General features: G+C 63.5%; 26 protein-coding genes. 15 read left to right on the plus strand and 11 right to left on the minus strand.

What is annotated here, in order from left to right; all coding sequences use genetic code 11:
* Positions 1-7: 7 nt before the first annotated feature.
* A complete protein-coding gene (gene purN, locus D7325_RS01585) occupies positions 8-655 on the minus strand; it encodes a phosphoribosylglycinamide formyltransferase (RefSeq protein ID WP_120993408.1) in 648 nt (215 codons plus the stop codon).
* Entirely contained in the window at positions 652-1713 is a 1062-nt protein-coding gene (gene purM, locus D7325_RS01590; protein ID WP_120993409.1) for a phosphoribosylformylglycinamidine cyclo-ligase, read from the minus strand. Before purM ends, purN begins: the two co-directional genes overlap by 4 nt.
* 320 nt (positions 1714-2033) lie before the next feature.
* Here purM and D7325_RS01595 point away from each other — a divergent pair, with 320 nt between their 5' ends.
* Genes D7325_RS01595 through hda form a run of 4 tightly spaced genes read left to right on the plus strand, consistent with a single transcriptional unit; the run spans position 2034 to position 5474 of the window.
* A complete protein-coding gene (locus tag D7325_RS01595) occupies positions 2034-3107 on the plus strand; it encodes a DUF2066 domain-containing protein (protein WP_120993411.1) in 1074 nt (357 codons plus the stop codon).
* 35 nt (positions 3108-3142) lie between these two features.
* Positions 3143-3691: a CDP-alcohol phosphatidyltransferase family protein gene (locus D7325_RS01600; RefSeq protein ID WP_120993412.1), complete on the plus strand. Its 549-nt coding sequence runs from the start codon at positions 3143-3145 to the stop codon at positions 3689-3691.
* A complete protein-coding gene (locus tag D7325_RS01605) occupies positions 3682-4773 on the plus strand; it encodes an AI-2E family transporter (protein WP_120993414.1) in 1092 nt (363 codons plus the stop codon). The genes D7325_RS01600 and D7325_RS01605 overlap by 10 nt, the downstream gene beginning before the upstream one ends.
* On the plus strand, positions 4770-5474 hold the full coding sequence (gene hda, locus D7325_RS01610) for a DnaA regulatory inactivator Hda (protein ID WP_120993416.1): 705 nt from the start codon (positions 4770-4772) through the stop codon (positions 5472-5474). Before D7325_RS01605 ends, hda begins: the two co-directional genes overlap by 4 nt.
* A gap of 3 nt (positions 5475-5477) precedes the next feature.
* On the opposite strand, the gene D7325_RS01615 is transcribed toward hda, so the two are convergent.
* Genes D7325_RS01615 through arsC form a run of 3 tightly spaced genes read right to left on the minus strand, consistent with a single transcriptional unit; the run spans position 5478 to position 6833 of the window.
* Positions 5478-5885, minus strand: coding sequence for a DUF2069 domain-containing protein (locus tag D7325_RS01615; protein ID WP_120993418.1), 408 nt, complete (start codon positions 5883-5885; stop codon positions 5478-5480).
* Positions 5878-6483, minus strand: coding sequence for an NAD(P)H:quinone oxidoreductase (gene wrbA / locus D7325_RS01620; RefSeq protein ID WP_120993420.1), 606 nt, complete (start codon positions 6481-6483; stop codon positions 5878-5880). Before wrbA ends, D7325_RS01615 begins: the two co-directional genes overlap by 8 nt.
* Complete coding sequence (gene arsC, locus D7325_RS01625; protein WP_120993422.1) at positions 6480-6833, minus strand: arsenate reductase (glutaredoxin); 354 nt, start codon at positions 6831-6833, stop codon at positions 6480-6482. The genes wrbA and arsC overlap by 4 nt, the downstream gene beginning before the upstream one ends.
* A gap of 161 nt (positions 6834-6994) precedes the next feature.
* Here arsC and D7325_RS01630 point away from each other — a divergent pair, with 161 nt between their 5' ends.
* The 4 genes from D7325_RS01630 to D7325_RS01645 all read left to right on the plus strand — a co-directional run bounded on the left by D7325_RS01630 (position 6995) and on the right by D7325_RS01645 (position 11289).
* Positions 6995-8215, plus strand: a complete 1221-nt coding sequence (locus tag D7325_RS01630; protein ID WP_120993424.1) for a virulence factor BrkB family protein — start codon at positions 6995-6997, stop codon at positions 8213-8215.
* Between the two features lie 255 nt (positions 8216-8470).
* Positions 8471-10015, plus strand: a complete 1545-nt coding sequence (locus tag D7325_RS01635) for a catalase (RefSeq protein ID WP_120993426.1) — start codon at positions 8471-8473, stop codon at positions 10013-10015.
* 75 nt (positions 10016-10090) lie between these two features.
* Positions 10091-10642, plus strand: a complete 552-nt coding sequence (locus D7325_RS01640; protein WP_120993428.1) for an ankyrin repeat domain-containing protein — start codon at positions 10091-10093, stop codon at positions 10640-10642.
* A gap of 191 nt (positions 10643-10833) precedes the next feature.
* Positions 10834-11289, plus strand: a complete 456-nt coding sequence (locus tag D7325_RS01645; protein ID WP_120993430.1) for a TlpA family protein disulfide reductase — start codon at positions 10834-10836, stop codon at positions 11287-11289.
* Between the two features lie 7 nt (positions 11290-11296).
* Here the strand turns inward: D7325_RS01645 and D7325_RS01650 are convergent, their stop codons facing one another.
* The 4 genes from D7325_RS01650 to D7325_RS01665 all read right to left on the minus strand — a co-directional run bounded on the left by D7325_RS01650 (position 11297) and on the right by D7325_RS01665 (position 15963).
* A complete protein-coding gene (locus D7325_RS01650; protein ID WP_120993432.1) occupies positions 11297-11869 on the minus strand; it encodes a transglycosylase SLT domain-containing protein in 573 nt (190 codons plus the stop codon).
* 3 nt (positions 11870-11872) lie between these two features.
* On the minus strand, positions 11873-12829 hold the full coding sequence (locus D7325_RS01655; RefSeq protein ID WP_120993434.1) for a hypothetical protein: 957 nt from the start codon (positions 12827-12829) through the stop codon (positions 11873-11875).
* A gap of 8 nt (positions 12830-12837) precedes the next feature.
* Complete coding sequence (locus D7325_RS01660; protein ID WP_120993436.1) at positions 12838-14553, minus strand: proline--tRNA ligase; 1716 nt, start codon at positions 14551-14553, stop codon at positions 12838-12840.
* 147 nt (positions 14554-14700) lie between these two features.
* Entirely contained in the window at positions 14701-15963 is a 1263-nt protein-coding gene (locus tag D7325_RS01665; protein WP_120993437.1) for an OprD family porin, read from the minus strand.
* A gap of 332 nt (positions 15964-16295) precedes the next feature.
* Here D7325_RS01665 and D7325_RS01670 point away from each other — a divergent pair, with 332 nt between their 5' ends.
* Together D7325_RS01670 and D7325_RS01675 are read left to right on the plus strand one after the other, a co-directional pair.
* Positions 16296-16715: an HIT domain-containing protein gene (locus D7325_RS01670; protein ID WP_120993439.1), complete on the plus strand. Its 420-nt coding sequence runs from the start codon at positions 16296-16298 to the stop codon at positions 16713-16715.
* Complete coding sequence (locus D7325_RS01675) at positions 16706-16918, plus strand: SlyX family protein (RefSeq protein ID WP_177431768.1); 213 nt, start codon at positions 16706-16708, stop codon at positions 16916-16918. Before D7325_RS01670 ends, D7325_RS01675 begins: the two co-directional genes overlap by 10 nt.
* Here D7325_RS01675 and D7325_RS19345 read toward each other — a convergent pair whose 3' ends face one another.
* Positions 16919-17521: a cold-shock protein gene (locus tag D7325_RS19345; protein WP_120993441.1), complete on the minus strand. Its 603-nt coding sequence runs from the start codon at positions 17519-17521 to the stop codon at positions 16919-16921. It abuts the gene before it with no gap.
* A 349-nt stretch (positions 17522-17870) separates the two neighbouring features.
* A complete protein-coding gene (locus D7325_RS01685; protein WP_120994106.1) occupies positions 17871-18341 on the minus strand; it encodes a Dps family protein in 471 nt (156 codons plus the stop codon).
* A 244-nt stretch (positions 18342-18585) separates the two neighbouring features.
* On the opposite strand from D7325_RS01685, the gene aspS reads away from it, so the two are divergent.
* From aspS to ruvB, 5 genes are all read left to right on the plus strand, one after another.
* Positions 18586-20361, plus strand: coding sequence for an aspartate--tRNA ligase (gene aspS / locus D7325_RS01690; RefSeq protein WP_120993443.1), 1776 nt, complete (start codon positions 18586-18588; stop codon positions 20359-20361).
* A gap of 89 nt (positions 20362-20450) precedes the next feature.
* Complete coding sequence (locus tag D7325_RS01695; RefSeq protein ID WP_120993445.1) at positions 20451-21194, plus strand: YebC/PmpR family DNA-binding transcriptional regulator; 744 nt, start codon at positions 20451-20453, stop codon at positions 21192-21194.
* 67 nt (positions 21195-21261) lie between these two features.
* Positions 21262-21786: a crossover junction endodeoxyribonuclease RuvC gene (gene ruvC / locus D7325_RS01700; protein ID WP_120993447.1), complete on the plus strand. Its 525-nt coding sequence runs from the start codon at positions 21262-21264 to the stop codon at positions 21784-21786.
* Between the two features lie 102 nt (positions 21787-21888).
* Complete coding sequence (ruvA, locus tag D7325_RS01705; protein WP_120993449.1) at positions 21889-22494, plus strand: Holliday junction branch migration protein RuvA; 606 nt, start codon at positions 21889-21891, stop codon at positions 22492-22494.
* Positions 22495-23544, plus strand: coding sequence for a Holliday junction branch migration DNA helicase RuvB (gene ruvB, locus D7325_RS01710; RefSeq protein WP_120993451.1), 1050 nt, complete (start codon positions 22495-22497; stop codon positions 23542-23544).
* The last annotated feature ends 35 nt before the right edge of the window (positions 23545-23579 follow it).

A 23579-nucleotide genomic window follows, 5' to 3' on the forward strand; every position in this document is an offset into this window, starting at 1 on the left:
GAATCTCCTAAAAGCGAAGAGGAAAGCCTGTTTCGGGCAATGGCTGGCCGTCGAGCATCGCGCGACCGCCCTGCAGGCGCAAGCGGCCCTCGCCGAACCAGCGCACCGCCAGCGGGTAGATGCGGTGCTCGGCGGCATGGATGCGCTGCGCCAGCCGCTCAACGTCATCGGCCGGCTCCACGGCGACGGTGGCCTGCACGACGACCGGCCCGCCATCCAGCTCCTCGGTGACGAAGTGGACGCTGCAACCGTGCTCGGCGTCGCCGGCCTCGAGTACGCGGCGATGCGTGTCGAGGCCCTTGTAGCGCGGCAGCAGCGACGGGTGAATGTTTAGCAGCCGGCCCTCGTAGTGGCGGACGAACGCCGGCGTGAGGATGCGCATGAAGCCTGCCAGCACCACCAGGCCCGGCGCATGGGCGTCGATGGCCTCCATCAGCGCGGTATCGAAAGCCGCGCGATCGGCAAAGTGGCCATGCTCCAGCACCCGTGTTTCGATGCCGGCCTGCTGCGCGCGCTGCAGACCGTAGGCATCGCCGCGGTTGGAGATGACGGCACGGATGCGCGACGGACTGCTGGCCTCCTGCTGATCGATCAGCGCCTGAAGATTGCTGCCCGACCCGGAAATCAGGACGACGACGTTACAGGGCTCGCTCATCCGTGCTGCTTCAGGTTGTTCAGGACAACACGCTCCGCATCGGCGGTGGCGGTTGCGATCTGGCCGATGAGCCAGGGTTGTTCGCCGGCCTCGCGCAGCGCCGCCAGGGCGGCGTCGACATGCTGTTCGGCTACGCAGATGACCATGCCGACGCCGCAGTTGAGCACCCGGTGCATTTCCACTTCATCGACGTTGCCCTGCGCCTGTAGCCAGTCGAATACAGCCGGACGCGTCCAGCTCGCGACGTCGAGCACCGCCTGGGTCCCGTCGGGCAATACGCGCGGGATGTTGTCGAGCAGCCCGCCGCCGGTGATGTGTGCCATCGCCTTGACCGCGCCGGTTTTGCGGATCAGCTCCAGCAGCGGCTTGACGTAGATGCGCGTGGGCGCCATCAGCAGCTCGGCCAGCGGCTTCCCATCGAGCTGGGTGCGCTCGATGTCCGCGCCCGAGACCTCAAGGATTTTGCGAATCAGCGAATAGCCGTTGGAATGCGGGCCGGACGAGGGAAGGGCGATCAGCCGGTCGCCGGCCTGCACGGTCGAGCCATCGATGATCTCGTCCTTTTCCACCACGCCGACGCAGAAGCCGGCCAGGTCGTAGTCTTCTCCTTCGTACATGCCCGGCATTTCGGCGGTCTCGCCGCCGACCAGGGCGCAGCCGGCCAGCTCGCAGCCGGCGCCGATACCGGTGACGACCTGCGCCGCGACATCCACATTGAGCTTGCCGGTGGCGTAGTAGTCGAGGAAGAACAGCGGCTCGGCGCCGCAGACCACCAGATCGTTGACACACATGGCCACCAGATCGATGCCGATGCTGTCGTGCCGGTCCAGGTTCAATGCCAGTCGCAGCTTGGTGCCTACGCCGTCGGTGCCGGACACCAGCACCGGCTTGCGGTAGCCGGCCGGGATTTCGCACAGCGCGCCAAAGCCACCCAGGCCGCCCATCACCTCCGGACGCGCGGTCCGCCGAGCGACACCCTTGATGCGTTCGACGAGCGCTTCGCCTGCATCGATGTCGACACCGGCGTCCTTGTAGCTGATGGAGGGTTGCTTGCTCATGAGGACAGGCCTGTATTGGGAATAGAAGAAGGATGCGGGCGAGTCGGCGGTGCCTGTGCCGTCGATGGCGGCGAGCGGCCGTCGCGTCCGCATGGCCGCGGATGGGCCACGCAAGGCGCGCGATTTTATCAGGGATGCCCCGGACCGCCTATCCCGGCCCCGCCGTGGCAGGCGAAACGACGCTTCGTCGAAGTGGTCTGTTAGGCGACAGGGGCCGCCGATGGATGGCCCGAAGTTGCCGCCTGTCGGGCGGCTGTTTAAGGTATTAGCCCTTTTCTCCTGCCGACGTGCTCTGCCGCGTGGCACCCCGAGGATTCGCCATGCGCCCGATCGTTCGCTTGCTGATGCTGTGCTGCCTTGTCCTGGCGCAGCCTGTGGCCGCCGAGCCGCTGGAAGACCTTTACCTGGTTCGCCAGCCCATCGATAGCCAGCAGCCGGCTGATCGTGAAGCGGCTCTGCAGCGTGCGTTAGATACGCTGATCATCCGCCTGACCGGCGATCCGCAGGTGGTGGAGTCATCGAACCTGGCTGCCGTGCGTGCCGAGCCCAAGCAGCTGGTGCGCCAGTTCGGCTACGAGGGCGATGTGCTGGTGGCCAACTTCGATGCGACGAGCGTCCAGCGCGCCTTGCGGGACGCTGGCATCGCGACCTGGGGCGAGAACCGGCCGTCGCTGCTGGTCTGGTGGCTGGCCGAATCGGCGGAAGGAACGAGCCTGATCGGTGACGGACAGGGCGGCGCGGACATGCTGCGCAGCGCCGCTCAACACCGTGGGCTGCCGGTGCAGATTCCGCTGGCGGACCTGCAGGAACAGCTCGCGGTGACCCGGGATGCGATCGAGCGCGCCGAACCCTCGGCCTTCGCCGAGTCGTCGGAACGCTACGATGCCGACGCCCTGCTGACCGTATTGGCGCGCGAGGAAGGCGAGGGCTGGCAGGCCCGTTGGCATGTCTGGCTGGGCGACCAGCACGGCGAGGGGCAGGCGACCGGTACCAGCCAAGAGGCACTCGCCGATGCGGTGATGCTGGCGGTGCAGCGCTATCTCGCGCCTCGCTTCGTCGGGGTCGAGGGTGAGCTTTCATCGGTGACGCTGAAGGTGGAGGGCGCGAATCTCGCCCGCTTCGCAGAGCTGGACGAACTTCTCCAGCCGCTGGGTGCGCAGCTGCATCAGGTGAGCGGTGATGAGCTGATCTACCGACTCGAAGCCCGGCCGGAACAGCTACAGGCGCAGTTGGAGCTGATCGGTTTGCAGCCGTTGCCGGACGAAGTGCCGGAGCCATCGCCCTTGGTGACCCAGCCGGGGGGCGCGGCGATTGGAGCGCCGATCGAAGCGGCGATTGAAGCGCCGACCGAAGCGCCGGCCACCGAGGGCCTGGTGCTGCGCTACGGCTGGTAGGCCTGTCGGCTTGCTGTTCGCCCCTGCCAGACCTTATGCGCCATCTACCCAACCTGCTGACCGGCGTCCGTCTGTTGCTGGTCGTGCCCATCGCCTGGCTGGTCATCGACGGAGCCTACCAGCCGGCCCTCGGGTTGTTCGTGATCGCTGGCCTCAGCGATGCGCTCGATGGATTCCTGGCTCGGCGGTTCGGCTGGGGCAGTTCGCTGGGCGCGGTACTCGATCCGCTCGCGGACAAGGCGTTGCTGATCGTGATCTACCTGTGCCTGACGGTGGGCGGCTGGATACCGGCCTGGCTAGCCACCCTGGTGCTGTTGCGTGACGTCGTCATCGTTCTCGGCGCGGCGTGCTATCGCCTCGTGACCGGTTCGCTGGAGATGCGGCCAAGCATATTCGGTAAGCTGTCGACCCTGCTGCAGCTGGCACTCGTCGCGGGCGTGATGGCCGACGCGGCCTTCGGCGTTCTGCCGGCGGCGCTGCACCTCGTTCTGATCACGGTCGTGGCCGTCATGACGGCCATCAGCGGGTTGCACTATGTGCTTAGGTGGACCCTCGCTTACAGGAGTTTCAAGGCATGCCCGTGACCATCGCCTCCCGCTGGCCCTGGATCGTCGCCGCGTTGATCGCCGGCTGGCTGATCTACCTGCTCAATCCGATCTTGTCGCCATTCCTGGTGGGCATCCTGCTGGCCTACCTGGGCGATCCGCTGGTCGACCGCTTCGAGCGCTGGGGCATGCCGCGGACCCTCGGCGTCGTGGCCGTGTTCGCGCTGTTCGCAATGCTCTGCTTGCTGTGCCTGCTGGTGCTGGTGCCCATGCTGGGTCGGCAGCTGGTAAGGCTGTACCAACTGGCGCCGTTGGCGCTCGACTGGCTGCAACACGGCTTGCTGCCCTGGGCTCAGGTGCAGCTCGGGCTGGAACCCGATTTCTGGCGCTTCGACCGCTTGAAAGCGGCCGTGACGGATAACCTGGGCGGCACCACGGATCTGCTGGGCGTGGTGCTGGCCCGGGCAACGGCGTCCGGGCTTGCCTTGCTCGCGTGGCTGGGCAATGCCCTGCTGGTTCCGGTGGTTTGCTTCTATCTGCTGCGTGACTGGGACCTGATCATGACGCGGCTGCGCAATTTGCTCCCGCGTCGGCGCGAAGCGAGGGTGGTCGGCCTGCTGGGCGAATGCCATGAGGTCATCGGCGCGTTTCTGCGCGGGCAACTGCTGGTGATGCTGGCGCTTGCCGTGATCTACGCCGCGGGCCTGTCGTTGCTCAGGCTGGAGCTGGGTTTGCTGATCGGCCTGATCGCGGGCCTTGCGAGCATCGTTCCCTACATGGGGTTCATCGTCGGAATCGGGGCGGCGGCGGTGGCTGCGCTGTTCCAGTTCGGGCTGGATCTCTACGCACTGTTTGGCGTCGCGGCCGTGTTCACGCTCGGACAACTGCTCGAGGGCATGCTGCTGACCCCTTGGCTGGTCGGCGATCGCATCGGTCTGCATCCGGTTGCGGTCATTTTCGCGGTGCTGGCCGGTGGGCAGCTGTTCGGCCTGACCGGCGTGCTGCTCGCCTTGCCGGTCGCCGCGGTGATCATGGTCTTGCTTCGCCATGCGCATGAGCTTTATCGCCTGTCGGACCTCTACCAGGCAGAGCGACCCGCGTTGCCGGAGCAGGAACCATGAATCCGGTGCAGTTGCCGTTGGGCGTGCGGATGAGGGATGACGCCACCTTCGCCAATTTCTATCCCGGCGCCAACGCGGCGGCCCTTGGTTATGTCGAGCGGCTTTGCGAGCCGGATGCGGCCTGGGCCGATCAGCTCATCTACCTGTGGGGCAAGGCCGGGGTCGGGCGCAGCCATCTGCTGCAAGCGGCCTGTTTGCGAATCGAGGAGCGCGGGCTGCGGGCGATCTATCTGCCGCTCGGCGAGCTGGCCGCGCATGGCACGCAGCTGCTGGATGACCTGGAAGGCAGCGATCTGGTGTGTCTCGATGACCTCGACACGGTGGCCGGCGAGCCGCACTGGGAAGAGGCCTTGTTCCATCTGTTCAATCGCCTGCGCGACAGCGGCAGGCGCTTGCTGCTGGCGGCCCGCTGCGCGCCGCGAGAGCTGCCGATCCAGCTCGCCGACCTGCAATCGCGTCTGACGCTGGCGCTGGTGTTCCAGCTGAAGGAGCTGTCCGAAGAGGACAAGCTGCGCGCCTTGCAACTGCGCGCGTCCCGGCGTGGCCTCAACCTGTCCGACGACGTCGGGCGTTTCATCCTGACCCGGGGTGCGCGCAGCATGAGCGCGCTGTTCGGACTGCTCGACGAGCTTGACCACGCCTCGCTTCAGGCGCAGCGCAAGCTCACCATTCCCTTTCTCAAGGAAACCCTCGGCTGGTAGCTGTCAGGCTTCCCCGGCGAGACGGCGCTGATACTGGTAGCCCCAGCGGGTGTACATCAAGGCTGCGCAGAACAGCACGAATGACACGATGGACTGCGCCCAGCCATATGCCGTCCGTGACGGATCGATGGCAGCCAGTACGCCCTGGATGAAGTAGAGATTGACGATAAAGCACGTCCAGGCGTGCGCGCGCGGGCTGCCGGAAAGGATGCCGGGCGCCACCAGCAGGAGGGGTACGAGTTGAATGCTCAGCACCACCCAGGTGCGCGCGCCATGCAGGTCGGCGATCAGGTTCCAGCCGATCACGATCACGGCCAGCAGCAGGAAGCAGAAAAGACTGATAGCGCGGCTGGCTTTCACGCGCGGTGCCAGCCAGTCGGTGGAGGGCAGGGGTTTGGGTTTTCTAGCCACGGCTGACCTCGAGTTGGCGCGTTGTGTCGGCAAGCCGCTTGCCCAGGGCGCGGCAGAGTGCAATCTCATGCTCGTCGAGCGGCCGCTTGCCGTCGGCACCGGCATGGTGGCTTGCACCGTAGGGCGTGCCGCCGCCCTTGGTTTCCAGCAGTGCACTCTCGCTGTACGGCAGGCCCAGCACCAGCATCCCGTGATGAAGCAAGGGCAGGAGCATCGACAGCAGCGTACTCTCCTGGCCGCCATGCAGGCTGGCGGTGGAGGTGAAGACCGCGGCCGGCTTGCCGACCAGCTCGCCGGTCAGCCAGAGGCTGCTCGTGCCGTCGAGAAAGTACTTGAGCGGCGCCGCCATGTTGCCGAAGCGGGTGGGACTGCCGAGCGCCAGGCCGGCGCAATGGCGTAGGTCGTCCAGCGTGGCATAGGGGGCGCCCTGTTCGGGGATGGCCGGTGCGACGGCCTCGCAATCTGCCGACACGGCAGGCACCGTCCTTAACCGTGCTTCCAGCCCGCCCTGCTCGATGCCGCGTGCGATATGTCGCGCCATGTCGGCCGTCGCGCCGTGACGGCTGTAATACAGCACCAGGATATACGGCGCACTCATCGCAGCAGCTCCAGCACCCGCTCAGGCGGTCGGCCGATGACGGCGTTGTCCCCGACGACGAGGATCGGGCGCTCGATGAGTTTAGGATGCGTGGCCATGGCGGCTAGCAGCTCCTCGTCGGAGAGGGATGGGTTGGCCAGCCCAAGGCTGGCGTACTCCGGCTCGCCCGTTCTCAGCAGGCCGCGCGGCGCAATGCCGAGCTTGCCGACGAGTTCACGCAGTTCCTCGACCGTCGGCGGTGTCTCCAGGTAGCGCACCACATGCGGGGTGTGCCCCTGCGTCTCCAGCAAATCCAGCGCCCCGCGCGATTTGGAACAGCGGGGGTTGTGGTAGAGCAGCAGCTCGGTCATGTTCGGTCTCCAGTCGGAAGGTCGGCTATTCTACCCCGCGGCCGGCTCGGCCCAGAACCGTGCCGGCCGCCTGTGGTCCAGTGAGCCAGCATCGTCCGGTTTCGGCTGGGCGGTACGGCTCGGGGCAGGTGGCCTGCCCATCAATCGGACAAGGAGAGGGCATGCCTGAACGTGTCGGGAAGTTTCTGGATTTCTGCCTGTTTCTGATGCGCCGATTCCTCGCCGACCAGGGCCCGCACAGCGCGGCGGCACTGACCTACACGACGCTGTTCGCGGTCGTCCCGATGATGACGGTAACCTTCGCGATGCTGGCCGCCATACCGGCCTTCCAGGGCGTTGGCGAACAGATCCAGGCCTATATCTTCCGCAACTTCATTCCTTCGACCGGCGCGACCATCCAGGAGTACCTCACCGCATTCATCTCCCAGGCGCGCCAACTGACCTGGATTGGCGTGGGCTTCCTGATCGTCACGGCATTCATGATGCTGCTGACCATCGAGAAGGCGTTCAACCTGATCTGGCGGGTGCGCCAGCCGCGTCGCGGCATGTCGAGCTTCCTGCTGTACTGGGCGATCCTGAGCCTGGGGCCGCTGTTGCTAGGCGCGGGTTTCGCCGTCAGCACCTACATCACCTCGTTGTCGCTGATTTCCGGCCCGCATGCGCTGCTGGGAGTGGGCATGGTGTTGAAGGTGATGCCGCTGCTGCTGAGCATCGCCGCCTTCACGCTCATTTATGCCGCAGTGCCCAACACCCGGGTGCCGCTGCGCCATGCGCTGGCCGGTGGCAGCTTCACCGCCGTTCTGCTCGAGGCGGCGAGGCAGGCGTTCGGCCTGTATGTCTCGTATTTTCCGAGCTACCAGCTGATCTACGGTGCCTTCGCCACCGTGCCGTTGTTCCTGTTGTGGATCTATCTCTCCTGGCTCATCGTGCTTTTCGGGGCTGAACTGGTCTGTGGGCTGTCGTCGTCTCAGCATTGGCGCAGTCGCCGGTTGCCCCGGCTCATTGTGGTGCTGATCGTGCTGCGCATCCTCTATGAGAACCAGCGGGCAGGACGGGAGATTCGGCTGCGGCACGTTCACCAGGCTGGCTGGAGCCTGCCGGAGGACGAATGGGACGAAATCCTAGAATTTCTGGAACGCGAGAAGCTCGTCTGTCGAACCAGCAACGGCTGGGTGCTCTGCCGCGACCTCGGCGAATACAGTCTGGACCAGCTGCTGCGAAACAATCCCTGGCCCTTGACCCGGCTCGACCAGCTTCCCGAGCATTTGGAAGAGCCCTGGTACCCCACGTTCCGTCGCTCGCTCGAGCTGCTCGGACAAGAACAGGCCAGCCTGTTTGGCGGAAGTCTGGCGGACTGGTTGAAGGCCGGTACGGCTGACTAGCTGATCCTTCTCATGGCGCAAGCCAGCCGGTACTCGCGTTCGCTATTGCCGCGTCTGTGCCAATCGCCGTGATTCTAAAAGCGCGGCCTACAGCGATGCCAACCCACCTCGCGTGCGTGAACCGCACTTACGTGGCCGACAACCAGAAACTCTCTATCGCGCCGCTTCGCTTATTCAATTTAGGCAGGGCGATACCCGCTTCTACTCTCCTCTCGCGTTTCCGGACGCAACCAAAAACGAGATGAGGACGACTAGATGAATCGCTTCGTGACAGGCGCCTTGCCTGCCCGCACGTTGTTGAGCGTGCTTTGTGCCAGCCTGCTATCGCTTTCAGTCCATGCAACCCCGCTGACCCGCGACAACGGTGCGGCGGTGGGCAACAACCAGAACTCGCAGACGGCCGGACCCAATGGCCCGACCCTGCTGCAGGACGCCCAGTTGCTGCAGAAATTGCAGCGCTTCGATCGTGAACGCGTGCCGGAGCGTGTCGTGCATGCGCGGGGTACCGGTGCGCATGGCGAGTTCACTTCGACCGCCGATATCTCCGATCTGACCATCGCCAAGGTGTTCAAGAAGGGCGCTACCACGCCGGTCTTCGTGCGCTTCTCGGCCGTGACCAACAACAGCCATTCGCCGGAAACCCTTCGCGACCCGCGCGGCTTCGCCACCAAGTTCTATACGGCCGATGGCAACTGGGATCTGGTCGGCAACAACTTCCCGACCTTCTTCATCCGCGACGCCATCAAATTCCCGGACATGGTTCACGCGTTCAAGACGGACCCGCGCACCAACCTGGATGACGATAGTCGCCGGATGGATTTCCTGTCCCACCATCCGGAATCGATCCGTACCCTGACGATGCTGTACTCCAACTACGGCACGCCCGTCGGCTACCGGTTCATGGATGGCAGCAGCGTGCACGCCTACAAGCTCATCAATGACGAAGGCCAGGTGCATTACGTCAAGTTCAGCTGGAAATCGCAGCAAGGCATCAAGAACCTCGGTCCGAAAGAGGTTCAGCTCATGCAGGGTCGTGATTACAGCCACATGACGCGCGACCTGATCACCGCCATCGATAAGGGCGACTACCCCAAGTGGGACCTGTATCTGCAGGTGGTCGAACCGCAAGACCTGGCGAAGTTCGAGTTCGATCCGCTGGATGCGACCAAGATCTGGCCCGAGTCGCTCGTCCCTGCGCAGAAAATTGGCACCATGGTACTGAACCGTAACCCGGACAACGTCTTCCAGGAGACCGAGCAGGTCGCCATGGCGCCGTCCAACCTGGTGCCCGGCATCGAGCCGTCTGAAGACCGCCTGTTGCAGGGGCGTCTGTTTGCGTACGCCGATACCCAGATGTACCGCATCGGCGCCAACCATATGAGCCTGCCGATCAATCGGCCCAAGGTTCCGGTCAGCAACGGCAACCAGGACGGTCAGCTCAACGGCGGCCACACCACGACCAGCGTGAACTATCAGCCGAGCCGTCGCATGAATCGCGAGGAAGACGCCCGCGGTGTATACAGCCAGTTGACCCTTTCAGGGACCACGCAGCAGGCACCCATCTACCGCACGCAAGATTTCAAGCAGACCGGCGAGCTGTTCCGCTCCTTCACCTCCAAGGAACAGAAGGACCTGATCAACACCCTGGGTGGCGAACTGGCGAAGACCGACGACGAGGCGCGCCACCATCTGTTGTCGTTCTTCTACAAAGCCGACACGGCGTACGGCGAAGGTCTGACCAAGGTTGCCAACGGCGATCTGAAGCGGGTCAAGGCACTGGCTGCCGAGTTGCAGGACTGATAGCACCGGGCCGTCGCCACGCACGACGGCCCACCGACCCGGGCTTGCCTGGGTCGCTTTCTTCAGGAGCCGATCATGAAACGCCTCTTTCTACTGGCGCTGCTGCTCGGTAGCGGGCATGCGCTCGCCGAATCGGCGCGGGATTCCGTCCCTGCCGCCGAGTCCGAGCAGGTCCAGCGCCAGTTACGTGTCTATTTCTTCAATGCCGCGCGCTTTGGCGATAACGAGGTTCTCGACGAGTTCATACGCGCGGGCTACGACCTGAACACCACCGACGACAAGGGCTACACCGCCTTGATCCTGGCCGCCTACAACGGTCGCGCCGACACGGTGGAGCGCCTGCTCGCCGCGGGTGCCGATGCCTGCGCAGAAGACAAGCGCGGCAATACCGCCCTCATGGGGGCGATCTTCAAGGGCGAGCTGCGCATCGCCAAGCGCTTGCTGGCAACTGCATGCGACCCCAACCAGCGCAACAAGGCCGGGCAAACGCCCGCGATGTATGCCGCACTGTTTCAGCGCCAGATGCTTCTGCAGGCCTTGCGTGAAAAGGGGGCCGACCTGAGCGCGAAGGACCCTCTCGGCAACGACGCCGCAAGCCTGGCTCGGGGTGAGATTCGTACCCGCTGACGCTGGGTATCTCCTGCGGTACCTTGCTCGGCCGCCCGGCGCGGAATGGTATCCACAGGTCTCTAGATTGCCAGTCTGCGCGTGCCATACTCGACCCCACGCGGCTCGCGGATCAGGTCTGGCGCACTGCCGCGGTGATCCGGGCCGATCACCACCAGGCCGCGACCATTGGGTTCTAAGCGAGGACACACATGCATATCCGCCTTGGCAAGGTTATGGCCACGCTGGTTCTGGCGGCGCTTGCCGGCTGTGGCCAGCCGGACTGGGGGCTCGACCATCGCGGCGAGCCGATTGCGAGTGAGACGCTGCAGGGACGGTGGAAGGTCCTGAACTATTGGGCGGAGTGGTGCGGGCCGTGCCGTACGGAAATACCGGAGCTGAACGCGCTGGCGGCAAGCGCGGATGATGTGCTCGTCCTGGGGGTCAACTTCGACGGGTTAACAGGTCAGGACCTCGCAACCGCTGTCGAGGCCATGGATATCGATTTCAGCGTCTTGCAACAGGACCCGGCCCCGCAGCTCGGCATCGAGCGTAGCGCGGTGTTGCCGGTGACCTACCTGATAGACGGCGCCGGCAAGGTCCGAGAGACGCTGGTTGGCGAACAGACCGAGGCGGGCATCCGGGCACGCCTGGCGGCGCTCGAGTGACCGGTCGCTACGGCTTCACGTACCAGTAGTCCTGCCAGAAGCCGATGACCTTGGCCGGGTAATGGTGCTTGCCGAGGCTGCCGTTGTAGCGCGCGAGGGCGCGGTTGATGTCGCCGCGCTCCTTCTTCAGGTAATAGCTGAGGATGGTGCAGCCGTATCGCAGGTTGGTGGCGTTGTCCGTCAGGTTGTCCTGCGGACGGCCGAGTTCGCTCTTCCAAAACGGCATGACTTGCATGAGGCCTTGCGCGCCCACGCTCGACAGCGCGAAGCGATCGAAGTGGCTTTCAGCATGGATGAGCGCGATGACGAGATCGGGGCGAAGGCCGGCCAGGCTGGCCTCGCGATGGACCTGGCGCAGCAGTGTCAGGCGTTGCTCCGGATCCTCGATGAACCGCGCCAGGCGCGTCGACATGTCCAGAAGCCAGACCTCGGCGTCGAAGCGATCCTCGAAGCTGTCGGCCTGCGCGACCGTTCGGGTCAGCAGGTCGCGCAGTTCAGGTTCTGGCGCCTGACGTAGCGATGCCCAGGCCGGAGCGGTCGATAACGCAAGCAAGAGAACGGCAAGCGGCAGTGCACGCATGACTCAGTCGTCGTTCGCCCCGGAATCGGCTGCCAGGCGACCGGCCTTTTGCATCAGCTTGTTCAGGAATTCCTGCTGAAGCTCCGGGTCGTTGCGCGTCAGTTCGATGAGGCTTTGCTCCAGCTCGCTGGCTTCCGCTTCGAAGCCCAGCTGCGACAGTCGCTCGACCCGGAAGACCCACTGATCGACATCGTCGTCTTCCAGGTCTTCGAACACCAGGTCGTGCGCCTCGTCGAGCTTGCTGCGCAGCTCGCGGCTGACCAGCAGGGCGGTCTGCGCCGTCGTGGCGTCCTGGGGGTCGATGACCGAGAGCGTCAGCTTGCCGATCTGCTCGGCATTCTGCTCGCTGAACGGGCCGTCGAGCAGATTCAGGCGAAGCACACCGTTGCGGTCGGTGGTCATCTCGTAGGTTTCGCCGCCTGCCATGACGGTTACCGGCCGCTCGGCCCAGGGAAGGCTGGTGTACTCGAGCCTGACGTCATGGCGCTGTTCATCCAGGTTGGCCAGATTCTGCTCCGAGCGGCCATTGGACTCGACGTTCAGAAAGGGATTGAGCCCTGCGAAGCCGTAACTGATCCAATCCCGCGTGGCGCGCTCCGGCAGGCTGCCCAGTAGCGCGACATTCAGGACGTTGGCACCGATGCCCGCCACAACCGCAACGGCGCCGAGCGGAATTTCATACAGCTCTCGCCACGGCTGGTAAGGGGTGTAGCGATCGTATCGACGGGTGACTTCGTAATCGGTCACTTCGAATGTCTTCTGGTCGATAATGCGCACGCGGCGCTGCGGGAGCTCCATCACCGCCGGCTCGCCCGCTTCGATGCGAAGGCTGTGTTCGACCAGTTTCCGCTCGGCGCGGGCTTCCTGCTCACTGCGCTGGGGCAAGTGGTTCGCACAGCCGCTGACCAGGATCAGGGCTGCGCAGGCGGTGGTTACAAGACGCAGATGGGGTCGTGGCATGGCATCGATCAGTGGCTGTTGCGGCGAGCGATCAGTGCAGCGACGTCGGTGAGCGCGACAGCGCTCGCCGAGTCGGCGCGCCGATGCCGGTATTCGACCTGACCTTCGGCCAGGCCTCGTTCGCTGACCACGATGCGGTGCGGAATGCCGATCAACTCCATGTCGGCGAACTTGACGCCCGGGCTGGTCTTTTTGTCGCGATCATCGAGCAGGACTTCGTACCCGGCAGCGCTGAGCTCGGCATACAGCTGGTCGGCAGCGCGTCGCACTTCCTCGTGCTCGTACTTCATCGGCACGATCGCTACCTGGAAGGGTGCCAGCGCGTCGGGCCAGAGGATGCCGCGCTCGTCGTGATTCTGCTCGATTGCCGCGGCGACTACGCGGGAGACGCCGATGCCGTAGCAGCCCATCACCAGCGTGACCGGCTTGCCGCCTTCCCCGAGAACGCTGCAGTTCATGGCTTCGCTGTACTTGGTGCCCAACTGGAAGATATGACCGACCTCGATGCCGCGCTTGATGTGCAGCGTGCCCTGGCCATCCGGGCTCGGATCGCCTGCGACTACGTTGCGCAGGTCGGCGACGGCCGGCAGGGGAAGGTCGCGCTCCCAGTTGAGCCCGAAATAGTGCTGCCCGTCGACGTTGGCGCCGGCGCTGAAGTCGCTCATCAGCGCGACCGAGCGATCGACGATGCAGGGGATCGGCAGATTGAGTGGGCCCAGCGATCCAGGCCCGGCGCCGATGGCGGCGCGGATCTCGGCTTCCGATGCGAAGCTCAGCGGGCTGGCCACCTGCTCCAGGTTGGCCGCCTTGATTTCGTTCAGTTCGTGGTCGCCGCGGACAAGCAGGGCAACGAGGGTGCCTTCTTCGGCGCCGTGCACGACCAGCGTCTTGACGGTGCGCTCGATGGGAACGCCATAACGTTCGACCAGCTCGGCGATGGTTTTCGCATCTGGCGTGGCGGTCTGGCGGAGCGCTTCGCGCGCGGGCGCTCGTTCGGTTTCCCGCGGGATCGCTTCGGCCTTCTCGATATTGGCGGCGTAGTCGGAGCTATCGCTGAATGCGATATTGTCTTCGCCGGAGTCGGCCAGCACGTGAAATTCATGGGAGCCGGTGCCGCCTATTGATCCGGTGTCCGCCTGTACGGGACGAAAATCGAGGCCCAGGCGCGTGAAGATGTTGCAGTAGGCCTGGTGCATCCGGTCATAGGTTTCCTGCAGCGATGCCTGGTCCAGGTGGAAGGAGTAGGCATCCTTCATGATGAATTCGCGACCGCGCATCAGGCCGAACCGGGGGCGAATCTCGTCCCGGAACTTGGTCTGGATCTGGTAGAAGTTGATCGGCAACTGCTTGTAGCTGTTCAACTCGTTGCGGCAGAGATCGGTGATGACTTCCTCGTGAGTCGGCCCTACGCAAAATTCGCGATCGTGCCGGTCCTTCAGGCGCAACAGTTCAGGACCGTACTGCACCCAGCGGCCGGACTCCTGCCATAGCTCGGCAGGCTGGATCGCCGGCATCAGCACTTCGAGTGCGCCGGCTGCATTCATCTCGTCACGCACGATGGCTTCGGCCTTGCGCAGCACCCGCAGGCCCATCGGCAACCAGGTATACAGCCCCGAGGCGAGCTTGCGGATCATGCCGGCCCGCAGGAGCAGTTGGTGGCTGATGACTACTGCATCGGAGGGGGTTTCTTTCAGCGTCGAGAGCAGGTACTGACTGGTGCGCATGGTCGGCCGTTATGTCGTGCTTGCTGGCGGGGAGGTCGGGCATTGTACGGCGCAGCCAATAGGACGTACAGGCACGGGACGGCCGGGCTGTCGCGTGAAAAAAGAAGCCCGGCACTTGGCCGGGCTTCTTTGAATCGCCGAACCGTATTACATGATGCTCAGTGGGTACTGAACGATCAGGCGGACGTCGGTCAGGTCGTTGCCGTTGATCGGCTCGTAGTCAGAGTCAGACCAGTACTTGGCATGACGCAGGCGCAGGGAGAGGTCCTTGGCAGGGCCTTCCTGAACCACGTACTTGGCTTCGACGTCCCACTCGCGCTCTTCGCCTTCACCGGTCGGCGTGGAAATGTCGTAGCCAGTCAGGTAGCGAGTCATGAAGCTAAGACCCGGCACGCCGTAACTGGCCATGTTCAGGTCGTAACGGACCTGCCAGGACTTTTCGTCTTCACCGTTGAAGTCCGAATACTGAACGGAGTTGGCCAGCCAAACGGTGCCGCCACCATCTACGCCGTAGTAGTAGCCGAGGCCATCGAAGCCGCCGTGAGACTGCTGGTACGCCAGCGTCACGGTGTGCGCATCGAAGGAGTACGCGCCGGACAAGCTCCAGATGGTGTTGTCTTCTTCGCTGCCGGTGTTGGTGAACTCCTGCTCGTACTCGCTCTGATAGATGTTGAAGTCGAATGCGAGGGACTGCGACTCTGCCAGTGGTACCGCGTAGTTCAGATTGCCGTAGTACTTCTGGAATGCGTCTTCGACGTCGGAGTAGTACAGCGAGGTCGACAGGTTGTCGGAGATGCCATAGGTACCGCCGATCAGTGCCAGGCTATCGAGGCCAACGCTGTCGTGGTTTGTTTCAGCTTGGGCATTCAGACCGGTGAAGTAACCGACGTTTAGCTCAAGATTCTCGATTTCGGAACTAGTGATCAAACCGCCTTCCGCAGTTTCCGGAAGCAGACGGCTGTCATCGGTGCTGAACACAGGCAATGCGACGAACTGGTCGCCCACTTTCAAAACGCTGTTGGAAACCCGGAACTTGATCGCTGCGCCGGCTTCGGAGTAATCATCCTGAGGTCGGCCCTCGCTGTCCCTAGGGAACAAGCCATTGCCGGCTCGCCCGCGGCCACTGTCTAGCTTCACGCCAAGCAATCCAATGGCGTCAACGCCGACCCCAACAGTGCCCTGGGTAAAACCAGATTCATAGGTACCAATAAAACCCAGGCCCCAAGCTTCGCGATAGCTTTGGCCTGCATCGCCGCGGAAATCGCGGTTCATGTAAAGGCTGCGGGTAAGGATGTTCAGCTTGCTGTCGTCGACGAATCCATTGGACTCGGACTGCTGGCTTGCGACGGCCATCTGAGTTGTGCCGGCCGCTACGGCCAGGGCGATGACACTCCACTTCATCACTTGCATCGAGGTTGCTCCATCGGTTTTGAAATAGTTGCGAGCTTTCGCTGAAAGAACGCGTTTTTTATTCTCGGGCGGGATTTTACACGCCACCCCAGGGCCCGGCGTCAACAATAAACCGCTTTTTTCCAGGGCTTTCCACCAGATTTGTCCGTTCTGTCAGCGAAATCCGCTCGGCATCATCGGCTTCCCGGTTCCAAGCGGGGTCGCAGGTCCCAAGCAAGTTTCATGCACGGCCAGAGGTTGCGAGGTACGCATCATCCAAGGGTAGCCGCTGGCGCTGATATCGCGAGAGCGCTGGGTTATCCTTGCGGCGTTCTGATTCGTGAGTTGACGCCATGTTCGAGCTCGATGCCCGCCTTGCCGGGGATACCCATGCAATGGGCGATCTGCCTCTGTCCCGCCTGCTGTTGATGAACGATGCGCGCTATCCGTGGTTCATTTTGGTGCCGCGCCGTGAGGAAATCAGCGAAGTGTTCCAGTTGGATGCGCCCGATCGCGAGGCGCTCTGGAACGAAACCGTGCAGCTGTCCGAGGGCGTCAAGGACGCTTTTGGGGCGCACAAGATGAATGTCGCAACGCTGGGCAACGTGGTGAGTCAGTTGCACGTTCATGTGGTCGCGCGACGCCGGGAGGATGCCGTATGGCCCGATCCGGTCTGGGGACGGCCGCCGGCTGTGCCCTATGACCAGGCTCAGGTCGAGGCGATCAAGGAACGCCTCAGGGTGGTGCTGGGATCGTGCGTGGCATGGACATGAGCGACGACGCACGCTTCGAGGCGCTGGAAATCCGGCTCGCCTTTCAGGAGGACACGCTTCAGGCGTTGAACGATGTCATCGTCGCTCAGCAGCAGGTCATCGAGCGGCTGGAGCGCCAGTTGCTCATGCTGGCCAAGCGGCAGGAGGACCTGTCCGGACAGATCGCGGCAGCGGACGAACAAGCGCCCCCGCCGCACTATTGATCAATCGATCTCGATGACGTCTTCGGCCTGCAAGCCCTTCTCGCGCGCAGTGACGGAAAACTCCACGCGTTGGCCTTCGTTCAATACTCGATGGCCCTCGCCGCGAATCGCTCGGAAGTGGACGAACACGTCGTCGCCCGAGTCGCGAGAAATGAAGCCGAAGCCCTTCGAGGTATTGAACCACTTGACCGTGCCGGTCTCGCGCGCGTGTGTCGTGGTGGCTGCGGCGGGCTTGCGACGTGTGCGAGGTGCCGCTGCAACGGCAGCTGGCTTGGGCATGAAGATGGACAGTGCGACGGCCGCGGCGGCCAGAAGCAGCGCGGCATAGCAGGCGATCAGGCTGGATACGTCATCGAATGCCAGCAGCGCCACAGACTGAAGCACGGCGGCTGCGATCAACGACAGCGATGCGATCAGGTGGCTGGTGGCTGGTTTCGTGCGATTGGACGGGAGGGTCTGGGTGAACTGCAGATTCAGCAGGCCCATCAGGGCAAGGCTGGCCGATTCGAAAGGCAGCGCGACGAGATGTGGGGCGGTCAGGCTGCTGACGGCAGCGATGAGCAAGGCCACAAGGCCAATGGACAGGTGTGCAACTTTCAACATTGTTGAGAACACTCGGTAATGAAAACGCTCCGCTGAGGTGCGGGTCGATCATCGACCGCATTTGTCAGCGGGCGCGTATTTAACAGCAATGAACCGACTGCCTCAAATGAGAGGGTGCGACAACAGAGAGATGTAGCCGCACCCTTGCAGGCCGTGTGAAACGTCGCGAGCGGTCGCGAGCGAAAGTTAGGCCAGGACCGTGCGTCTTCGAAAAACAGGCGGGGAGGCGGGCTGGGCTTGCACTCGCGTTTACGAGTGGTAGATGAGCGTTCCAGCTGAGCTTCCATCCGGCCTGCTTTCCAAATGCGGCGTAACCGAGCGGGGTTTTACGCGGCCTGCTTGCTCCGGCTCAGGCCGCCAGCAGGCTGCGTAGCATCCAGGCGGTCTTCTCGTGTACCTGCATGCGCTGGGTCAGCAGGTCGGCCGTCGGTTCGTCGCTGACCTTGTCGAGCAGCGGGAAGATGCTGCGCGCCGTTCTGACCACGGCCTCCTGGCCCTGGACGAGTTGCTTGATCATGTCCTCAGCAGCGGGCACGCCGTCCGCCTCCTTGATGGAGGAAAGGCGGGAGTATTCGGCGTAGGTTCCGGGTGCGTATTGGCCCAAGGCGCGAATTCGCTCGGCAATCTGATCGACGGCCAATGCCAGTTCGGTGTACTGCTGCTCGAACATGGCGTGCAGCGTGTTGAACATGGGGCCCGTTACGTTCCAGTGAAAATTGTGCGTTTTCAGGTAGAGGGTGTAGGTGTCCGCCAGTAGCCGCGAAAGGCCCTCCGCAATGGCTTTGCGGTCCTGTTCCTCGATGCCGATGTTGATGTCCATGCCATTCTCCTCGTTTGGAATCCATCCACTGTTATGCCAGAAATGCGGCGTGAAGTGGATGGTCATGACGTCGCTGACGTATCGCTTCTGGGAAGCCATCCGGCGGGCAGAGTTCCATGTCTACCGGGCGGAAGGCCGATCGATGCGCGCTGGCTGATTTGCCAGGGCGAAGCGGCTATACTCCCGCGCTTGTTCCAGGCGGCCCGCGTGCCGCGAGAATTCGAAACGGGAAGCGACCACCATCATGATGCGCAGCCACTATTGCGGCCAGTTGAACGAAAGCCTGGATGGCCAGGAGATCACTCTTTGCGGTTGGGTCCATCGTCGCCGTGACCACGGCGGAGTCATCTTTCTGGATATCCGCGACCGTGAGGGCCTGGCCCAGGTGGTGTTCGACCCGGATCGTGCCGACACCTTCGCCAAGGCCGATCGGGTACGCAGCGAATATGTGGTCAAGGTGACCGGCAAGGTTCGGCTGCGTCCGGCGGGTGCGGTCAATCCGAACATGGCTTCCGGCGCCATCGAGGTGCTTGGCTATGAGCTTGAGGTGCTGAACCAGGCCGAAACGCCCCCGTTCCCGCTCGATGAATATTCCGATGTCGGCGAGGAAACCCGGCTCCGTTATCGTTTCATCGACCTGAGACGGCCGGAAATGGCGGCCAAGCTGAAGCTGCGTTCGCGCATTACATCGAGCATTCGGCGCTACCTCGATGAAAACGGCTTCCTGGACGTGGAAACGCCCATCCTGACCCGCGCCACGCCCGAAGGCGCCCGTGACTATCTGGTGCCGAGCCGCACCCATCCCGGCAGCTTCTTCGCACTGCCGCAATCTCCGCAGCTGTTCAAGCAGTTGCTGATGGTGGCCGGCTTCGACCGCTACTACCAGATCGCCAAGTGCTTCCGCGACGAGGATCTACGGGCGGACCGCCAGCCGGAATTCACCCAGATCGACATCGAAACCAGCTTCCTCGACGAGAGCGACATCATCGCGATCACCGAGAAGATGGTCAGGCAACTGTTCAAGGAAGTGCTGGATCTGGAGTTTGGTGAATTCCCGCACATGCCGTTCGAGGAAGCCATGCGTCGCTATGGTTCGGACAAGCCGGACCTGCGCATCCCGCTGGAGCTGGTGGACGTCGCCGACCAGTTGCAGGAAGTGGAATTCAAGGTGTTCAGCGGCCCGGCCAAGGACCCGAAGGGGCGCGTGGCGGCCCTGCGCGTGCCGGGTGCGGCGAGCATGCCGCGCAGCCAGATCGACGACTACACCAAGTTCGTCGGCATCTATGGCGCCAAGGGGCTCGCCTACATCAAGGTGAACGAGCGTGCCAAGGGCGTGGACGGATTGCAGTCGCCGATCGTGAAGTTCATTCCGCCGGCGAACCTGGAGATCATCCTCGATCGCGTCGGGGCTCAGGACGGCGATATCGTCTTCTTCGGCGCCGACAAGGCCAAGATCGTATCCGAGGCGCTGGGCGCGCTGCGCATCCGGCTCGGCCACGATCTGAAACTGCTGACGTGCGAGTGGGCGCCCCTGTGGGTCGTGGACTTCCCGATGTTCGAGGAGAACGACGACGGCTCGCTGAGCGCGCTGCACCACCCGTTCACCTCGCCCAAGTGCTCGCCGCAGGAGCTGGAGGCCAACCCGGCCGCCGCACTCTCGCGCGCCTACGACATGGTGCTCAACGGCACCGAGCTCGGGGGCGGCTCCATCCGTATCCATGACAAGGCGATGCAGCAGGCCGTCTTCCGTGTGCTCGGCATCAGCGAAGAAGAGCAGACGGAGAAGTTCGGCTTCCTGCTCGATGCGCTCAAGTATGGCGCACCGCCGCATGGCGGCCTGGCGTTCGGTCTTGATCGGCTGGTGATGCTGATGACCGGCGCGCAATCGATCCGCGAGGTCATCGCCTTCCCGAAAACGCAAAGCGCCGCCGACGTCATGACGCAAGCGCCGGGCGCGGTCGACGCCAAGGCGCTGAGGGAGCTGCATATTCGCCTGCGCGAACAGCCCAAGGCGGAATAACCAATCAGTCAGGCACGAGCCTTCGTCATGGCGCATCGTCGTCATCCGCACGAAGGCCGACTTCATCAGCAGAAGAGACGGAGTGAGTTATGGCCGGTCATTCCAAATGGGCCAACATCAAGCACCGCAAAGAGCGGCAGGATGCCAAGAAAGGCAAGATTTTCACCAAGCTGATTCGTGAGCTGACGGTCGCCGCCAAGCATGGCGGCGGCATCCCGGCGGACAATCCTCGTCTGCGTCTTGCCGTCGACAAGGCCCTGACCGCCAACATGACGCGCGACACCATCGATCGGGCGATCGCGCGGGGTGCCGGTTCGAGCGATGCGGACAACATGGAGGAGCTCAGCTACGAGGGCTACGCGCCCAGCGGCGTGGCCGTCTATGTCGAGGCGATGACCGACAACCGTAACCGCACGGCGGCAGAAGTGCGCCATGTGTTCAGCAAGTGCGGCGGCAACCTGGGTACCGATGGTTCGGTCGCCTACCTGTTCGAGCGCAAGGGTCAGCTGAGCTTCGCACCGGGTGTCAACGAAGAGGCGTTGATGGATGCGGCGCTTGAAGCCGGCGCCGATGACATCGTCACGAACGATGATGGCTCGATCGACGTCTTCACCTCGTTCGCCGACTACATCGCGGTGAACGAAGCGTTGAACGAGGCGGGTTTCAAGCCGGAAGCGTCCGAGATCGCGATGATCCCGTCGATGACGGCGACGTTGGATCTCGAGACCGCGCAGAAGGTGCTGAAGCTGATCGACATGCTCGAAGACCTCGACGATGTCCAGAACGTCTATTCCAACGCCGACATTCCCGACGATGTGATGGAGCAGCTCTGAATACGGGCGGTTATCGGGCTGGCGCCGCTTGTGAATCATGCGGCCAGGCGCATCGGAGGTTGAAGTCGTGACGCTGGTATTGGGCATCGATCCCGGCTCGCGCATCACGGGTTACGGCGTCGTCCGCGATACGGGCCGAGGGTGCGAATACGTGGCCTCCGGGTGCATCCGAACCGGTAGCGGTGAACTGCGTGATCGTTTGCAGGCGGTCTACCGTGGCGTCTGTGAAGTCATCCGCTTGCATGGGCCGGTCACCATGGGCATCGAGCAGGTCTTCATGGCCCGCAATCCCGACTCGGCGCTCAAGCTCGGCCAGGCACGGGGCGCTGCGATCGTTGCGGCGGCCGAGCAGGGGCTCGAGGTGTACGAGTACACCGCATCGCAGGTGAAGCAGGCGATAGCTGGTACCGGGGCGGCAGACAAGCAGCAGGTCCAGATGATGGTCATGCATCTGCTCAAGCTGATCCAGAAGCCGCAGATCGATGCGTCCGATGCCCTCGCGATCGCGCTGTGTCATGCCCATCATCAGCAAAGCCTGGTGCCTCATGGGCTGTTGGGTGCCCGACGTCGCAGTGGGCGTTTGCGTCTTTGATGTACCTTCGTTCGAGTCGCCCGGAGCTGCCGGCCCGGCGAGCTATCAAGTTCCTGGCCGGTGTCCGGCCGCCCCTGTTTCGAGATTAGAGAGCACACTTTCGTGATAGGACGCTTGCGCGGCATTCTGGCGGAGAAGCAGCCGCCCCATCTGGTTATCGATCTTCAAGGCGTCGGTTACGAGGTCGAGGTCCCCATGACCACGCTGTACCGCCTGCCAAGCGTCGGCGAACCGGTGACGCTCCATACTCATCTGGTGGTACGCGAGGATGCTCATCTGCTCTACGGCTTTTTCGAAAAGCGCGAGCGGGAGCTGTTTCGTGAGCTGATCCGACTCAACGGCGTCGGGCCCAAGCTGGCGCTCGCGTTGATGTCGGGCCTGGAGGTCGATGAGCTGGTCCGCTGCGTCCAAGCGCAGGACACCAAGGTGCTGGTGAAGATACCCGGGGTCGGCAAGAAGACCGCCGAACGCCTGCTCGTGGAGCTCAAGGACCGTTTCAAGGCGTGGGAGACGATGCCGTCCATCGCTACGCTGGTAGTGGAACCTCGCCCCGGTGTGGCAGTCTCTAGCGCCGAAAACGATGCCGTCAGCGCGCTCATCGCGTTGGGTTTCAAGCCACAGGAGGCCAGTCGCGCCGTGTCCGCCGTCCAGGAAGAAGGCTTGAGCAGCGAAGAGCTGATTCGTCGCTCGCTCAAGGGAATGGTCTAAGTGATCGAAGCCGATCGTCTCATCACGGCCGGGCCGCGGGAACGTGAAGAGCAGCTTGACCGCGCCATTCGTCCGCTCAGGCTTGCGGACTACATCGGCCAGCCCGCCGTGCGCGAGCAGATGGACCTGTTCATCCGTGCTGCCAAAGGCCGCGGCGAGGCGTTGGACCATACCTTGATCTTCGGGCCGCCGGGGCTCGGCAAGACCACGCTGGCCAACATCGTGGCGACCGAGATGGGCGTGTCCATAAAGAGCACCTCGGGGCCCGTCCTCGAGCGCCCTGGCGACCTGGCTGCGCTGCTCACCAATCTCGAAGCGGGCGATGTGCTCTTCGTCGATGAGATTCATCGGCTCTCGCCGGTGGTGGAGGAAGTGCTCTATCCGGCAATGGAAGACTTCCAGCTGGACATCATGATCGGCGAGGGACCCGCCGCCCGTTCGATCAAGCTCGATCTGCCACCGTTCACGCTCATCGGTGCCACGACCCGCGCCGGTATGCTGACCAATCCGCTGCGCGACCGCTTCGGTATCGTTCAGCGCCTGGAGTTCTATTCGATCGACGACCTTGCGACCATCGTCAGCCGCTCTGCGGGCATTCTCGGGTTGCCGATCGAATCGCATGGCGCCTACGAGATCGCGCGTCGAGCCCGCGGTACGCCGCGTATCGCCAACCGTCTCTTGCGGCGCGTCCGGGATTTCGCCGAAGTGCGGGGAACCGGAGAAATAACGCGCGAAATCGCCGACCAGGCCCTGAATATGCTGGATGTCGATGAGCGCGGCTTCGATCACCAGGACCGTCGCTTGCTGCTGACGTTGATCGAGAAGTTCGATGGCGGCCCGGTGGGCGTCGACAGCCTGGCGGCGGCCATCAGCGAAGAGCGTCATACCATCGAGGATGTCCTGGAGCCCTACCTCATCCAGCAGGGTTTCATGATGCGCACGCCGCGCGGCCGGGTGGTGACGCGTCATGCCTACCTGCATTTCGGTCTGAACCTGCCCGGGCGGCTGGTTGGGCCGAGCGCCGACCTGTTCGATCAAGCGCCGCAGTGAGGCAAATATTGTTCTTCCCGCCGATTGGCAAGTAC

It is taken from the genome of Stutzerimonas urumqiensis (assembly GCF_003640395.1).
Classification (GTDB): domain Bacteria; phylum Pseudomonadota; class Gammaproteobacteria; order Pseudomonadales; family Pseudomonadaceae; genus Stutzerimonas; species Stutzerimonas urumqiensis.

Excerpts from the sequence above, each read along its gene's own strand:
- D7325_RS01645 (WP_120993430.1), top strand. The coding sequence starts at position 10,834 with ATGCATATCCGCCTTGGCAAGGTTATGGCCACGCTGGTTCTGGCGGCG.
- arsC (WP_120993422.1), bottom strand. The coding sequence starts at position 6,833 with ATGACCGAGCTGCTGCTCTACCACAACCCCCGCTGTTCCAAATCGCGC.
- D7325_RS19345 (WP_120993441.1), bottom strand. The coding sequence starts at position 17,521 with ATGTTGAAAGTTGCACACCTGTCCATTGGCCTTGTGGCCTTGCTCATC.
- wrbA (WP_120993420.1), bottom strand. The coding sequence starts at position 6,483 with ATGAGTGCGCCGTATATCCTGGTGCTGTATTACAGCCGTCACGGCGCG.
- purM (WP_120993409.1), bottom strand. The coding sequence starts at position 1,713 with ATGAGCAAGCAACCCTCCATCAGCTACAAGGACGCCGGTGTCGACATC.
- D7325_RS01685 (WP_120994106.1), bottom strand. The coding sequence starts at position 18,341 with ATGGACATCAACATCGGCATCGAGGAACAGGACCGCAAAGCCATTGCG.
- D7325_RS01600 (WP_120993412.1), top strand. The coding sequence starts at position 3,143 with ATGCGCCATCTACCCAACCTGCTGACCGGCGTCCGTCTGTTGCTGGTC.
- D7325_RS01630 (WP_120993424.1), top strand. The coding sequence starts at position 6,995 with ATGCCTGAACGTGTCGGGAAGTTTCTGGATTTCTGCCTGTTTCTGATG.
- D7325_RS01665 (WP_120993437.1), bottom strand. The coding sequence starts at position 15,963 with ATGCAAGTGATGAAGTGGAGTGTCATCGCCCTGGCCGTAGCGGCCGGC.
- hda (WP_120993416.1), top strand. The coding sequence starts at position 4,770 with ATGAATCCGGTGCAGTTGCCGTTGGGCGTGCGGATGAGGGATGACGCC.
- D7325_RS01675 (WP_177431768.1), top strand. The coding sequence starts at position 16,706 with ATGGACATGAGCGACGACGCACGCTTCGAGGCGCTGGAAATCCGGCTC.
- D7325_RS01695 (WP_120993445.1), top strand. The coding sequence starts at position 20,451 with ATGGCCGGTCATTCCAAATGGGCCAACATCAAGCACCGCAAAGAGCGG.
- D7325_RS01660 (WP_120993436.1), bottom strand. The coding sequence starts at position 14,553 with ATGCGCACCAGTCAGTACCTGCTCTCGACGCTGAAAGAAACCCCCTCC.
- purN (WP_120993408.1), bottom strand. The coding sequence starts at position 655 with ATGAGCGAGCCCTGTAACGTCGTCGTCCTGATTTCCGGGTCGGGCAGC.
- D7325_RS01635 (WP_120993426.1), top strand. The coding sequence starts at position 8,471 with ATGAATCGCTTCGTGACAGGCGCCTTGCCTGCCCGCACGTTGTTGAGC.
- D7325_RS01650 (WP_120993432.1), bottom strand. The coding sequence starts at position 11,869 with ATGCGTGCACTGCCGCTTGCCGTTCTCTTGCTTGCGTTATCGACCGCT.
- D7325_RS01605 (WP_120993414.1), top strand. The coding sequence starts at position 3,682 with ATGCCCGTGACCATCGCCTCCCGCTGGCCCTGGATCGTCGCCGCGTTG.
- D7325_RS01640 (WP_120993428.1), top strand. The coding sequence starts at position 10,091 with ATGAAACGCCTCTTTCTACTGGCGCTGCTGCTCGGTAGCGGGCATGCG.
- D7325_RS01595 (WP_120993411.1), top strand. The coding sequence starts at position 2,034 with ATGCGCCCGATCGTTCGCTTGCTGATGCTGTGCTGCCTTGTCCTGGCG.
- D7325_RS01670 (WP_120993439.1), top strand. The coding sequence starts at position 16,296 with ATGTTCGAGCTCGATGCCCGCCTTGCCGGGGATACCCATGCAATGGGC.
- D7325_RS01655 (WP_120993434.1), bottom strand. The coding sequence starts at position 12,829 with ATGCCACGACCCCATCTGCGTCTTGTAACCACCGCCTGCGCAGCCCTG.
- aspS (WP_120993443.1), top strand. The coding sequence starts at position 18,586 with ATGATGCGCAGCCACTATTGCGGCCAGTTGAACGAAAGCCTGGATGGC.